The following is a 12839-nucleotide window of genomic DNA, read 5'->3' as shown; positions in this document are numbered from 1 at the left end:
TTCGGGGTGGGGTGATAGTTGGATAGTGTTGTCGGTGGTCATTGCGGTAGGGAAACGCCCGGTCCCATTCCGAACCCGGTAGCTAAGCCTTCCAGCGCCGATGGTACTGCACTCGCCAGGGTGTGGGAGAGTAGGTCGTCGCCGACATTCAACTTTCATGGGAGATGCCCCGGACTTTCGAGTCCGGGGCATTTCTCGTTTCCGGACCGTTTCTCGGTCCGATGCGTGCGGCCCGGCCCGGCCCGGCCCGGGTGGGGTGTCCGTTCCCGAGCGCTGGTGTGGGTCGTGCGGGGTCGCTGGTCAGGGCGTGCCGCTCCCCCGGTGGAGTCGGGGGCCGCATCTCGGTCCGGTCCTGCTGGTGGGCCGGCCGCACCTCGCACCCTTTCCTGTGGTCTCGCGCCCTCTGCAGGGGCTGCGAGGTCGCAGAAACGTGTGCGACGTGGGATGCGCGGAGGGCGGCCGGCGGGAACACCGGCGCTGCGGGTGTCAGAGATCGGCGCCCACGGCGTCGTCGACGCAGGAGAAGCCGTCGGCGCGCAGCAGCGCCGCGAGTTCGCGGTGGACCCGGGCGGGCCGGAGCAGACCCCCGTCGACGAGACCGGACCCGTCCGACGGGCCGCGTCGAGCGAGGTCGAACCCCTGGCCGCGCACCGTCCTCACCGCGCACGTCGTCGGTGTCGGGACGCGCGGACGGAACACGGACGGGGGTCGGGTGGAACCGGACGGGCCTCGTGTACGACAGTGACGGTATGGACTGTCAGGGCTACCGCGAGGTGCTGTCCGCCCGTCTCGACGGTGAGGCGGGCGACGACGAGCGCGCGGCGGCCGAGGACCACCTCGCCGGGTGCGCGTCCTGCCGCGCCTTCGCCGACGGCGCCGACCGCCTCGGACGGCTCGCGCGGGTCGGTCCGGCGGATTCGGTCCCCGATCTCACCGACCGGGTACTCGCCGCGCTCGGCGTCTCCGCCCCGGCACCGGCACCACCGCTCCCGGCCGTCCCGCGGCTGAGCTGTCTCGACGGCGGCTGCTGCAGCGGGTCGGCGGGACGTGCCCCGGTGGGCGCGGCGACCTCGGCCTGCGGGTGCGCGAGTACCTGCGGCTGCGGCTGCCAGCAGGGCGCGCCCTGCCGCTGCGCCGTGCGCGTTGCCTAGGGGAGAGGAGACGGCCGGTCCGGTGCGGCCGGAACCGCCGGGCGGTGCGCGCGGCGGGCTCGCCGACCGGCACCCGGAGCCACCCCGTCGGTGGCGCCGCGGCCGGTGCGGTCGTGATGCAATGGCGGTCCCGACATTCCGGCACCGCAGTGACGACGAGGGAGCCGCATGAGCGCACCGCGTACGCCCGGCCCGGGCGCGCTGTCCCCGCAGGCGTCACCCGAGCTCGCCGACGAGCTCACCCGCATCGCATGGCGGGTCGACCGCTGGATCGACCCCGGTCCCGCCTCGGTTGTCGCCGGGGCGGGGGGTCGCCGCCGTCGTCGCAGCGCTGCTCATGCCCTGGTCCACCCGCGGCGCCGGGTGGGAGGTCCTCGTCGGCCGGGCCGCGATGGGCCCGCTGCCGTGGCTGTTCACCGTGGTCGCGGTCGTCGCGGTGGGGGTGTCGGTGCTCGCCCTCCTGACCCGGTTCTGGCCGCTGGCCTGGACCGCGGCCACCGTCACCGGCGTCGGCGCGGTCACCGGGCTCTGGGCGGTGTGGTCGCGGCAGACCGCGGTCACCGGCACCGACGACATCGGGCCGGGCCTGATCGTCACCGTGCTCGGGGTGCTCGTGCTGTTCGGCACCTGGGCGCGCACCGTCGTCGCCTGCGGGCCGCGCGCCGCGCACGGCCCGCCCGCCTGACCCGGCAGGTCAGGCCACGAGCGCGGGGACCCGACGCGCGGCCAGGTCCTCCAGGACGCCGACGGCGTCCTCCACCGGCGGCAGCGCCAGCATCGCGCGCTGGGCCGAGCGCATCCGCGCGCGGACGTCGTCGTCGCCCAGGAGCCGGGTGCACGTCGCGGCGATCTCGGCGGCGTCGGGCGTGCAGTGCGCGCCCAGCCCGAGCTCGGCGATCCGGCGGGCGTTGTGCTCCTGGTCCCCGAACTGCGGCAGCACCGCCAGCGGGACGCCGTGCCGCACGGCCTCGCGGACGCCGTTGTAGCCGCCATGGGTCAGGAACAGATCCGCGACCTGCAGGAGCAGCGGCTGCGGCACCCACGGCGCGGGATGCACGTGTGCGGGCAGCGCCAGGTCGTCGACCGGGAGGCCACCGGTGGACAGCACCACCTCGGCGTCGAGCCGGGACGCCGCCTCGGCCACCGTGCGCAGCGCGGCGTGCGGGTCGACGGGGGCGCGGCGCTCGGCACGCCCGGCCATCGCCGGCATCGCCGTCCCCAGCCCCGCGACGACCAGCGGCCGGCTCCCGGGCAGCGCGCCGACCCAGCCGGGCAGCGTCTCGCCGCGGGAGACCTGGTCGTCCTGGCGGAACGCTCGCGCCGGCGCGATCTGCGGCCCCGCCAGCGAGAACTGCGGCGGCATGCAGTCCAGCCGCCCCCACCGGTGCAGCGCGGCCGGGTCGTCCGGGGCGGCGAAGCCGAGCTCGTCGCGACGCTCCGCCAGCGCGTCGGCCACGACGTCCGGCGAGAGGACGTTGCCCGCACCCGACGGCGCCGCCACGTACGGCACCCCCAGGTGCTCGGCCACCAGGAACCCCGCGGTCTCGCCGCCGTCGCGCAGCACCAGGTCCGGCGTCCCGTGCGACTCCACCAGCGCGAGCAGCGCCCGGGCCGAGCCCGTCACCTGCGGACCGGCGAACAGGGTGGGCAGCAGCGCCGTCGTCACCTCGGTCGCGGTCAGCGTCGCCAGCGCGGCGGGCCCACCGAGCCGGGCGAGGGCCGGGCCGAGGTGCTCGGCGGAGTCGGCCATCGTCGCGAACACCGGCGCGACGACGACCGGCGCACCGTCGAACACCCCCGCGATGTCGGGCGGGCACGCCACCACGACCCGGTGGCCCGCGTCGCCCAGCGCGCGGGCGAAGGGGAGCACGGCCCGGCCGTGCGAGGGGGAACCGGTGACACTGCAGAGGACGAGCACCCGATCATGATCGACCCGATCGTTGCGGTAAGCAAATGATCAGGTGCGGGTCCAGCGGCCCAGCACCATCAGCGTCCGGGTCCCGGTGACCGTGCCGTTGCGCCGCAGCCGGTCGATCACCTCCTGCAGGTGCGCGAGATCGCGGACCCGGACCTGCACCAGGGCGTCGAGGTCACCGGCCAGGGTGTAGACCGCCTGCACCTCCGGCTGGCGCGACGCCGAGTCGACGATCTCCGAGACGCTCGCGGTGCCGGCGTAGCGGATCTCGCTGAACGCCTCGACCGGCCAGCCCAGTCTGGCGTGGTCGACCTGCACGGTGAACCCAGTGATCACCCCGGACTCGCGCATCCGGTCGACCCGGCGCTTGGTCGCGGCGGTGGACAGCCCGACCCGCTCGGCCATGTCGGCGTAGGTGCGGCGCGCGTCCTCGTGCAGCAACCGCAGGATCGCATGGTCCAGGTCGTCGACCTCGGTCTCGGGCACGGCACCTCCAGCGCAACGGATCCACGGTCTCGTGGCCTGCTGACGGTATCCGTTGCGTATCCGCGGCGATCGCTACCACAGGCATTGTGTCGGGGCCGTCGTCGCGCTGTCCTGGTGCGGACGCGCCGCCCGACTCGCCGAGGAGCCGAGAATGACCGTGCTGGACGACAAGTACCTCGCCGCCCACGGTCGGGCCCCGATGAGCGGGATCCAGGCGCTGGTCCGCCTCGTGCTCGAGCAGGCCCGCCTCGACACCGCCCGCGGGTTCGACACCGCCTCGTTCGTCTCCGGCTACCAGGGCTCCCCGCTCGGCACCTTCGACGCCGAGCTCGGCCGCGCCCGTGCCCACCTCGACGCCGAGCGCGTGGTCTTCCGTCCCGGGCTCAACGAGGAGCTCGCCGCCACCGCCGTCGCGGGCACCCAGCTGCTCGATGCCGTCCCCGGTCGCCGCCACGAGGGCGTCGTCGGCTGGTGGTACGGCAAGAACCCCGGCCTCGACCGGGCCGCCGACGCGATCCGGCACGGCAGCCTGGCCGGCACCGCACGGCTCGGCGGCGCCGTCGCCGTCATCGGGGACGACCCGTCCTGCAAGTCCTCCACCGTGCCCAGCTCCTGCGAGCCGATGGCGCAGTCACTGGCGATGCCGCTGCTCGCGCCCGGCTCGGTGTCCGAGGTGATCGAGTTCGGGCTGCACGCCGTGGCGCTGTCCCGGGCCACCGGCCTCTGGACCGGCCTGAAGATCATCGCCGACGTCGCCGACGCGTCCTGCACCGTCGACCTCGGTGCGCTGCGCCCGGAACTGCTCGGCGTCCCCGCCCCGCCCGCCACCGACCGCGCGCAGTCCGGCCCGCTCGTCGGTCCCGCCGCCGTCGAGGCCGAGCACGACCAGCTCACCCGCAGGCTCGACCTGGCCCGCCAGTACGCCCGCGAGACCGGGCTCAACCGCGTCACCTTCACCTCCCGCGACCCGCACCTCGCCGTGCTCGCCTCGGGGACCGGCTACGCCACCGTGCTGCGGGCGTGCGAGGACCTGGGCCTGGGCGAGGCCGAGCTCGACGCGCTCGGGGTACGCCTGATCCGCCTCGCCATGCCGTTCCCGGTCGACGCCGACGCGCTCGCCGGGCTCGTCGGAGGCTGCGCGGAGGTGCTCGTCGTCGAGGACAAGGTGCCGTTCCTGGAGGGCCACCTGCGCGACGCGCTCTACGGACGCGACCACCGGCCCACGGTCACCGGCCGCCGCGACGAGCGCGGCCGCCCGCTGCTGTCCGCCCGCGGCCAGCTCGGCGCCGAGGACGTCGCCCGTGCCCTCGCCGCCCGGCTCACCGCCGCCGGGCGGATCCTGCCCGCCGCGGCGACCGCGCACCTGGAGCGCCTCGCACCGCCCAGGCCGTCGCGGATCGGGCTGGACCTGCTCGGGAACCGGACGCCCTACTTCTGCTCCGGCTGCCCGCACAACACCTCCACCCGCACCGGCGACGACACGCTCGTCGGGGTCGGGATCGGCTGCCACGCGATGATCGCCCTCGACGGCGAGCACCGCGGCCACCAGATCGGGCTGACCCAGATGGGCGGCGAGGGCGCCCAGTGGATCGGCCTGGCCCCGTTCACCGACGACCGCACCCTCGTCCAGAACCTCGGCGACGGCACCTTCCACCACTCCGGCTCGCTCGCGATCCGCGCCGCCGTCGCCGCCGGGGTCACCATGACCTACAAGCTGCTCTACAACGACGCCGTCGCCATGACCGGCGGGCAGCGCGCCGAGGGCCGGATGAACGTCCCCGACATCACGCGCTCGCTCGCCCTCGAGGGTGTGCGCCGGATCGTCGTCACCACCGACAGCCCGCGTGACTACCGCGGCATCGCCCTCGACCCGATCGCGAGCGTGCGTCACCGCGACGAGCTCTCCGCGGTCGAGGAGGAGCTGAAGGCCCTCGACGGCGTCACCGTCCTGATCCACGACGACCGCTGTGCCGCCGAGGAGCGCCGCCTGCGCAAGCGCGGGAAGCTGCCGGCCCCGGCCGAGAAGGTGCTGATCAACGAGCGGGTCTGCGAGGGCTGCGGTGACTGCGGCGAGGCGTCCACCTGCCTGTCGGTGCTGCCGGTGGAGACCGAGTTCGGTCGCAGGACCGCCATCCACCAGGCGTCCTGCAACACCGACTACTCCTGCCTGAAGGGCGACTGCCCGTCGTTCCTCACCGTGGTGCCCGGCACCCGGCCCCGCCGCGAGATCCCGGCGCTGCCGGTCACGCTCGTCGCCCCCGAGCCGCGGGTCGACCCGGACGCGACCCTGATCCGGATGCCCGGCATCGGCGGCACCGGCGTCGTCACCGCCTCGGCGATCCTGCAGATGGCCGCCCACCTCGACGGGCTCTTCGCCGCGGGGCTGGAGCAGGTCGGGCTCGCGCAGAAGGGTGGCCCGGTCGTCTCGGACGTCCGGATCTCCAAGCAGCCCCACCACGGGATCCTGCGCGCCTCCCGCGGCACCGCCGACGTGCTGATCGGCATGGACCTCGTCGGCACCGCCTCCGACGCGACACTCGCGGTCGCCCGGCCCGGACACACCGTCGCCGTCGTCAACACCTCGCTCGTGCCGACCGCGGCCATGGTCACCGGCCGCGTCGTGCTGCCCGGCTCCACCGACGACGCCGTCGAGCGGATCGGCGCGGTCACCCGGGACCTGCTCGCCGTCGACGCCCAGACGCTGTCCGAGGCGCTGTTCGACGACCACCTCCCGACCAACATGCTGCTGCTCGGTGCCGCCTACCAGCACGGGGTGCTCCCGGTGTCGGCCGAGGCGCTGGAGGAGGCGATCCGGGTCAACGGCGCGGCCGTGGAGACCACGCTGACGGCGTTCCGCTGGGGCCGGGCCGCCGCGATCGACGCCGCCGCCGTGCACAGCGCGCTCGTCACCCCGCAGCCGGCCCCGGTCGCCGTCGACGAGGCGTCCGCGGCGCTGGCCCGCTCGGTCGCCGCGGGCACCGGGTTCGCCGACCTGCTCGCCACCCGGATCGCCGACCTCACCGGCTACCAGGACGTCGCCTACGCCCACCGCTACGCCGAGGAGGTCCGCCGGGTCGCGGCCATCGCCGCCGCCCGGGCCGGGGACACGGCCGGGGAGCGCGTCGGCGCCGCCTATGCCCGTGGCCTGCACCGGCTCATGGCCTACAAGGACGAGTACGAGGTCGCCCGGCTGCACCTGGACCCGGTGGAGACCGCCCGCCGCGACGCCGCGTTCGGGCCCGACGCCCGGGTGTCGGTGATGCTGCACCCGCCGGTGCTGCGCGCGCTGGGGATGAACCGCAAGATCGCCCTCGACGGACGGCTGGCCGCACCCGCGTTCCGGGCACTGCGCGCGGCCCGGAGGCTGCGTGGCACCCCGCTGGACGTGTTCGGCCGGGCCGGAGTCCGCCGCGTGGAGCGTGAGCTGGTGGGGGAGTACCAGACGCTGGTCCGCGCGGCGCTCGACCACCTGGTCCCCGACACCGTCGAGGCGGTGGTCGAGGTCGCCGGGACCGCGGAGCTGGTGCGCGGCTACGAGGACGTCAAGCTCGGCAACGTCGAGCGGTTCCGCGAGCAGGCCCGGGCCGCGCTCGATGCCCTGACCGGCTGACTCTCAGCGACTCGCGCGGGCGGGTCTCAGGCACCCCTCAGCGTTGCGGCGCACAATCGCCCGCGTGGGGGAACGCCTGATCGCACAGCACTGGAACGACCGTCTCCGGGAGACCCGCACCCCGAGGCGGTGGCGGCGCCCGGAGCCGTCGGTGCTGCGGCGGCTCGCGATCGGGATCCTGGCCGGCGGGCTCGTCCTCGCCGGGTGCTCGGCGCCCGCCGCGGTCGGCGTCGCGGCGGTCGCCTCCGTCGTGCCGCCGGGTACGACCGGCGACCTGCCGAGCGCCGCGGCGCTGCCCGCGGCCACCGTCCTCACCGACCGCGACGGCACCCCGATCGCCTACCTCGACGAGCAGTACCGGATCCCCGTGTCCTACGACCGGATCGCCCCGGCGATGGTCGCCGCGATCGTGGACGTCGAGGACCGCCGGTTCTTCGACGAGTCCGGAGTGGACCCCGTCGGCACCCTGCGCGCGCTGGTCACCGACGCCGCGGGCGGCGCGGTGCAGGGCGGCTCCACCATCACCCAGCAGTACGTGAAGAACTGGCTGATCGACGTCGTCGACCGCGACGACCCCGCCGCCCAGCGGGCCGACCACGCCGACACCCCCACCCGCAAGATCCGCGAGGCGGTGCTGGCCCAGCGCCTGGCGCACGGCACGTCCAAGCAGGACGTGCTCGCCGGGTACCTCAACACCGTCGAGTTCACCGGCAACGTCTACGGCGTCGAGGCCGCCGCCCGCGCCTGGTTCGGCACCGACGCCGCGCACCTTACGGTCCCGCAGGCCGCGCTGCTCGCGGGCGCGGTCAACAACCCCACCCTGTTCGACCCGTTCCGCCACCCGCGGGCCGCGACCGACCGGCGCAACACCGTGATCGCGGCCATGCGCGACGCCGGGTCGCTCACCCCCGCCCAGGCCGCCGAGGCCACCGCCGCGCCGCTCGGGGTGCGCGCCGGCGGGCCGCAGGTCCCCGGGCACAACTGCTACGGCGCCACCGACGGCGCCGGGTTCCTCTGCGAGTACGCGGTGTCCGAGCTGGAGCGGGCCGGGTTCACCGAGCAGCAGCTCGACACCGGCGGCTACACGATCCGCACCACCCTCGACCCGGCCGCGACGGCGTCGGCGCAGCAGGCGGTCGACACGAACGTGCCGCGCACCCAGGACGGCGTCGCCAACACCCTGGCGCTGATCCGGCCCGGCCACGGCGACGCCGCCACCGGCGACCACCAGATCCTCGCCATGGTCGCCAACCGGCGGCCCGGCACCGACGCCACGGCCGGCGACACCACCCGCGACCTCGTCGCCGCGCCGTCGAACGTCTTCGGCGCCGGGTCCACCTTCAAGATCTTCACCACCGCCGCGGCGCTGGAGGCGGGCACCGTCGGCTACGACAGCACGCTGCCCGACCCGGCGTCGGCGTGCTTCCCCGGCGCCGGGAGCAGCTGCTACCCCGTCAGCAACGACACGCCGGACTACCCCGACCCGATCCCGCTGCCCGTCGCGCTCGCGACCTCGCCGAACACCGCGTTCGTCGACCTGGAGGAGCGCACCGGCATCGCGAAGGTCGTCGACATGGCGCGCCGGCTCGGACTGCGCGACACCCTGACGTCGAACGCGGCGGGCGGGACGCCGGACCCGTCGTCGCCGGACGCGCGGATCTCCCAGCCGCAGTCGACCTTCTTCGCCGACCTGCCGTCGTTCACCCTCGGGGTCAGCCCGGTGTCCACCCTGGAGATGGCGAACGTGGCCGCGACCGTCCAGAGCGACGGCGTGTGGTGCGCCCCGGACGCCGTGCTGTCGGTGACCGACCGGGACGGCGCCGCGGTGCCGGTGAACCGGCCCGCCTGCGAGCAGGCCGTCGCCCCCGGGATCGCGCACACCCTGTCCGCCGGGCTCGGCGGGGACACCGTGTCCGGTACCTCGGCGGCCGCGGCGCGGGCCGCGGGCTGGACGCGGCCGACCATCGGCAAGACGGGTACGACCAACGCCTCGGAGTCGGTCGCGTTCGTCGGGGGCACCGGGGGCACCGGGGGCATCGACGGCGTCGCCGGGTCCTCGATGGTGTTCGCCGACGGCCCGAACCCGTCCGAGATCTGCCCTGGGGACCCCGTGCACCTGGGCGACTGCGGGCACGGCGCGTTCGGCGGGACCGTCGCGGCGCCGCCGTTCTTCGCGGCCGTCGACCCGCTGGTCGCCGGGCGGGCCGACGTGCCGCTGCCCGACCCGGACCCGGCCTACCTGCAGCCCCGCAACGGGTGACCGGGCCTACTTCAGCAGTTTCTGGACCTCGCGGAAGCGCGGATGCGCGGCGTCGCGCAGCCACTCGAACAGCACCATCTCCGAGGTGACGATCTCGGCTCCGGCCGCGCCTGCGCGCTGCAGCGCCAGCTGCTCGTCCTCGACGAACCGGGAGCCGACCGCGTCGGCGACGAGCACCACCCGGCGGTCGTCGGCGAGCAGCTCCAGCACGGTCTGCAGCACGCAGACGTGCGCCTCCACCCCGGCGACGACGATCTCGCCGCGGCCGGGCGGGAACAGCACGTCGTCGTCGGCGGCGAAGCGGGTCTTGGGCATCACCAGGTGCGGCAGCCCGGCGAGCCGCTCGACGGTCGGGCCCAGCTTCTCCGGGACCTGTTCGGTGGCCAGCACGGGGACCTCGAGCAGGGTCGCGGCCTCGGCGAGCCGGGCGGCCCGGGCGACGACCCGCTCGCCGTCGTGCATCGCGGGGACCAGGCGCTGCTGCAGGTCGACCAGCAGCAGGACGGCGTTGCCTGCGTTCATCAACACGCCCCCGACGGTACGGGCAACGCCGTCGCGGTCAGCTCCGCGACGCGTCGATCACCCGGTCCAGCACCGCCCGCAGCTCCTCCAGCTCGGGCAGCGGCATCCCGAGCCGCTCCACGATCGTCGGCGGGATCGCCTCGGCCCGCGCGCGCAGCGCCCGGCCCGCGTCGGTGAGGGAGACCGCCATCGTCCGCTCGTCGCCGGGGACCCGGCGGCGGTCGACCAGCCCGGCCGCCTCGAGGCGCTTGAGCAGCGGCGACAAGGTGCCCGGGTCGAGGGCGAGCGCGCGGGCCAGCTCGCCCAGCGAGCGGGGGGAGTGCTCCCACAGCGCGAGCATCACCAGGTACTGCGGGTGGGTCAGGCCCATCGGCTCGAGCAGCGGCCGGTAGAGCGCGATCACGTTGCGGGCCGCGACGGCGAGGGCGAAGCAGACCTGACGGTCGAGCCGCAGCAGGTCCCCGCCGGTGTCGCCGTCGGTCGCGGCACCGTCACCCGTGTCACCGTCACGCGTGTCACCCTCGTCCGGGGATGCGCTCGCCATGACGGACATCGTACATTGTTGGTGCACCAAGAATTGGGGGACCAACTGTGAACGAGCGGCCGAACCCACTGCGGTGGCTGGCCTACGTCTACGGCGCCGGGCTGCCCGCCCGGCACCGCGGCTGGGTGCTGCACGACGTCACGACCCGGACCTGGCAGCTGCGCCACCTCGTGCGCACCACCGTGCAGCTGCTGCCGGTCGGGGTGCTGCTGTACCTGCTCATCCCCGGCCCCGTGTACGTCCGGGCACTGTCGGTGCTGGCCGGGGCCATCCTCGGCTACTTCTACTCGGTGGCCTACATGTACGAGTCCGCCGAGCACCGCGTCGCGAAGGCCGGGTACCCGGTCGGGCACGCCGCGGCCGTGCGGGAGCAGGCCGACGCGGGGAATCGGGACGCGGCCCGGGAGCGCTACGAGCGGCGCTGGCGCGGCTGAGCCCGGGCGCACGGCAGGATGGACGCGTGCGCACCGTCCTCGACCTGCTCCGGCTGCTGGCCGACCGGGCCGACGGCGATGCCCGCGACGGTGAGCTGGACCGCGTCGTCGCGGAGCTGGCGGCCTCCGAGCCGGAGGCCGGCGCGCTGACCCTGCGGGTGCGGGCGGCGATGGACGCCGGGCGCCGCCGCGAGTCCGAGCTCGCCGCGCTGGTCGGCATCGCCCGCGACCTCGCCTCGGAGCCCGACCCCGGCTCGGTGCTGCAGGCGATCGTGCGCCGGGCCCGCGGGCTGCTCGGCACCGACATCGCCTACCTGACCCTGCACGACCCCGAGCGCGGGGACACGTTCATGCGGGTCACCTCCGGGTCGGTCTCGCACCGCTTCCAGTCGCTGCGGCTCCCGCTCGGGGCCGGGCTGGGCGGTCTCGTCGCGGCCAGCCGCACCCCGCACTGGACCGGCCGCTACGCCGGCGACGGCCGCTACCGGCACACCGAGGAGATCGACACCGCGGTCGCCGAGGAGGGCATCGTCGGCATCTGCGGCACCCCGCTGCTGGTCGACGACGAGTTCGTCGGCGTCCTGTTCGCCGCCAACCGGTCCGCCCGGCCCTTCACCGCCGAGGACGTCGCCCTGCTCGGCTCGCTGGCCGCGCTCGCCGCGGTGTCGCTGGTGCAGACCCGCCGCCTCGCCGACACCGCCACCACGCTGCGCGAGCTGCGTGGTGCGCACGCCGCGATCGCCGAGGCCGCCGACGCCCACGACCGGTTCGCCGGGGTCGTCCTGGAGGGCGGCGACGTCGGCGACATCGCCGAGGCGCTCGGCAGGCTGCTCGGCGGGTGGGTCGCGGTGCTCGACGGCGACGGCGCCACCGCCGCGGCCCACGGCCCGGTCCCGCCGGGCCTGGACGCCCGCGCCGCGGCCCGCCGCGCCGGGGAGCGCGACGGCGGCGGTCGCCCGGTGCCGGTGCCGTGCGCCGGCGGCGTCTGGGTGACCGCGGTGATCGCCGGTGGTCAGCGTCTTGGGACGCTGCTGCTCGGCGGGCTCGGCGCCGGGGACGCCCTGACCCCCGGCCAGGTCCGCACCGTGGAGCGGGCCGCGATGGTCACGGCGCTGGTGCAGCTGTTCGCCCAGCGCGCCGACGAGGCCGACCGGTCCGACCGCGCCGACGCCCTCACCGAGCTCCTCGCCGCGTCCGGGGCCCCGCGACCGACGACGCTGACCCGGCTCGCCGCGCTCGGGGTGTCGCCCCGGCGGCCGCACGTGCTGCTGGTCTGCCGCTGCCATCCCGCCCGGCGACGGGCGCTGGCCCGGGAGGCGGCCGCTCTCGGCGGCCGTTCCGGGCTGGTCGGGGAACGGGACGGCGCGGTGGTCGTGCTGCTGCCGGGCACCGACCCGGCCGCGGCCGGTGCCCGGCTCGCGCGTCCGGCGTCGGAGCAGGACCCCGACGGGGCGGTGACGGTCGGCGGTGCCGGCCCGCTGCAGCCGGCCGACGGCGCGGACGCGGCGCTGGCCGAGGCCCGTCGCTCGGCGGAGGCGCTGGTCGCGCTGGACCGGGAGGGGGAGTGCGCGTCGGCGTCGGACCTCGGGTTCGCCGGGCTGCTGCTCGGCGAGCGCCCGGACGTCGCCGGGTACGTGCGCGGCATCCTCGGGCCCGTCACCGAGCACGACGCGCGCCGCGGCAGCGAGCTGCTGCGCACCCTGGAGGCCTACTACGCCGCGGGTGCCAGCCCGACCCGGGCCGCGGCGGCGCTGCACGTGCACGTCAACACCGTGGCCCAGCGGCTCGACCGGGTCGCGTCGCTGCTGGGCCCGCGCTGGCAGGACCCGGACCACGGGCTGGAGCTGCAGCTCGCGTTGCGGCTGCACCGGCTGGGCACACCGCGACCGGAGGGGACACCGTGACCGACCGCAGCAC

The 12839-nt window shown here is 75.7% G+C and carries 11 protein-coding genes and 1 rRNA gene; 7 read left to right on the top strand and 5 right to left on the bottom strand.

Features of this window, described 5'->3' with window-relative positions:
* The first annotated feature begins 30 nt into the window (after positions 1-30).
* Positions 31-147 (top strand): 5S ribosomal RNA (gene rrf, locus MTO91_RS18595).
* Positions 148-486: 339 nt separating this feature from the next.
* Here the strand turns inward: rrf and MTO91_RS18590 are convergent.
* Positions 487-660, bottom strand: a complete 174-nt coding sequence (locus tag MTO91_RS18590; protein ID WP_476652080.1) for a hypothetical protein — start codon at positions 658-660, stop codon at positions 487-489.
* 89 nt (positions 661-749) lie between these two features.
* Here MTO91_RS18590 and MTO91_RS18585 point away from each other — a divergent pair, with 89 nt between their 5' ends.
* Together MTO91_RS18585 and MTO91_RS18580 are read left to right on the top strand one after the other, a co-directional pair.
* Positions 750-1151, top strand: a complete 402-nt coding sequence (locus MTO91_RS18585) for a zf-HC2 domain-containing protein (RefSeq protein ID WP_476652079.1) — start codon at positions 750-752, stop codon at positions 1149-1151.
* Positions 1152-1443: 292 nt separating this feature from the next.
* The gene (locus MTO91_RS18580) at positions 1444-1836 is read left to right on the top strand and encodes an Rv2732c family membrane protein (RefSeq protein ID WP_476652078.1); all 393 of its coding nucleotides are present in this window, start codon (positions 1444-1446) and stop codon (positions 1834-1836) included.
* 9 nt (positions 1837-1845) lie between these two features.
* Here the strand turns inward: MTO91_RS18580 and MTO91_RS18575 are convergent, their stop codons facing one another.
* Positions 1846-3069: a glycosyltransferase gene (locus MTO91_RS18575; protein WP_476652077.1), complete on the bottom strand. Its 1224-nt coding sequence runs from the start codon at positions 3067-3069 to the stop codon at positions 1846-1848.
* A 39-nt stretch (positions 3070-3108) separates the two neighbouring features.
* The gene (locus tag MTO91_RS18570) at positions 3109-3552 is read right to left on the bottom strand and encodes an Lrp/AsnC family transcriptional regulator (RefSeq protein WP_179762271.1); all 444 of its coding nucleotides are present in this window, start codon (positions 3550-3552) and stop codon (positions 3109-3111) included.
* Between the two features lie 151 nt (positions 3553-3703).
* Here MTO91_RS18570 and MTO91_RS18565 point away from each other — a divergent pair, with 151 nt between their 5' ends.
* Both MTO91_RS18565 and MTO91_RS18560 read left to right on the top strand, forming a co-directional pair.
* Positions 3704-7162, top strand: a complete 3459-nt coding sequence (locus MTO91_RS18565; protein ID WP_476652076.1) for an indolepyruvate ferredoxin oxidoreductase family protein — start codon at positions 3704-3706, stop codon at positions 7160-7162.
* 64 nt (positions 7163-7226) lie between these two features.
* Entirely contained in the window at positions 7227-9422 is a 2196-nt protein-coding gene (locus MTO91_RS18560; protein ID WP_476652075.1) for a transglycosylase domain-containing protein, read from the top strand.
* A 6-nt stretch (positions 9423-9428) separates the two neighbouring features.
* On the opposite strand, the gene MTO91_RS18555 is transcribed toward MTO91_RS18560, so the two are convergent.
* Together MTO91_RS18555 and MTO91_RS18550 are read right to left on the bottom strand one after the other, a co-directional pair.
* Positions 9429-9944 carry an isochorismatase family protein gene (locus tag MTO91_RS18555; RefSeq protein ID WP_405421747.1) on the bottom strand — a complete coding sequence of 172 codons (516 nt, stop codon included), beginning with the start codon at positions 9942-9944 and terminating at the stop codon, positions 9429-9431.
* A gap of 37 nt (positions 9945-9981) precedes the next feature.
* Complete coding sequence (locus MTO91_RS18550; RefSeq protein ID WP_405416150.1) at positions 9982-10488, bottom strand: MarR family winged helix-turn-helix transcriptional regulator; 507 nt, start codon at positions 10486-10488, stop codon at positions 9982-9984.
* A gap of 47 nt (positions 10489-10535) precedes the next feature.
* Here MTO91_RS18550 and MTO91_RS18545 point away from each other — a divergent pair, with 47 nt between their 5' ends.
* Positions 10536-10922: a DUF5313 family protein gene (locus tag MTO91_RS18545; protein ID WP_224401945.1), complete on the top strand. Its 387-nt coding sequence runs from the start codon at positions 10536-10538 to the stop codon at positions 10920-10922.
* 26 nt (positions 10923-10948) lie between these two features.
* Complete coding sequence (locus MTO91_RS18540) at positions 10949-12826, top strand: helix-turn-helix domain-containing protein (RefSeq protein WP_476652073.1); 1878 nt, start codon at positions 10949-10951, stop codon at positions 12824-12826.
* The last annotated feature ends 13 nt before the right edge of the window (positions 12827-12839 follow it).

This window comes from Pseudonocardia sp. 2-7, from assembly GCF_056341085.1.
This window is presented reverse-complemented; position numbering and strand designations above follow the sequence as displayed.

Coding starts and splice junctions, on each gene's coding strand:
- MTO91_RS18585 (WP_476652079.1), top strand. CDS start 750: ATGGACTGTCAGGGCTACCGCGAGGTGCTGTCCGCCCGTCTCGACGGT.
- MTO91_RS18565 (WP_476652076.1), top strand. CDS start 3,704: ATGACCGTGCTGGACGACAAGTACCTCGCCGCCCACGGTCGGGCCCCG.
- MTO91_RS18555 (WP_405421747.1), bottom strand. CDS start 9,944: ATGAACGCAGGCAACGCCGTCCTGCTGCTGGTCGACCTGCAGCAGCGC.
- MTO91_RS18550 (WP_405416150.1), bottom strand. CDS start 10,488: ATGGCGAGCGCATCCCCGGACGAGGGTGACACGCGTGACGGTGACACG.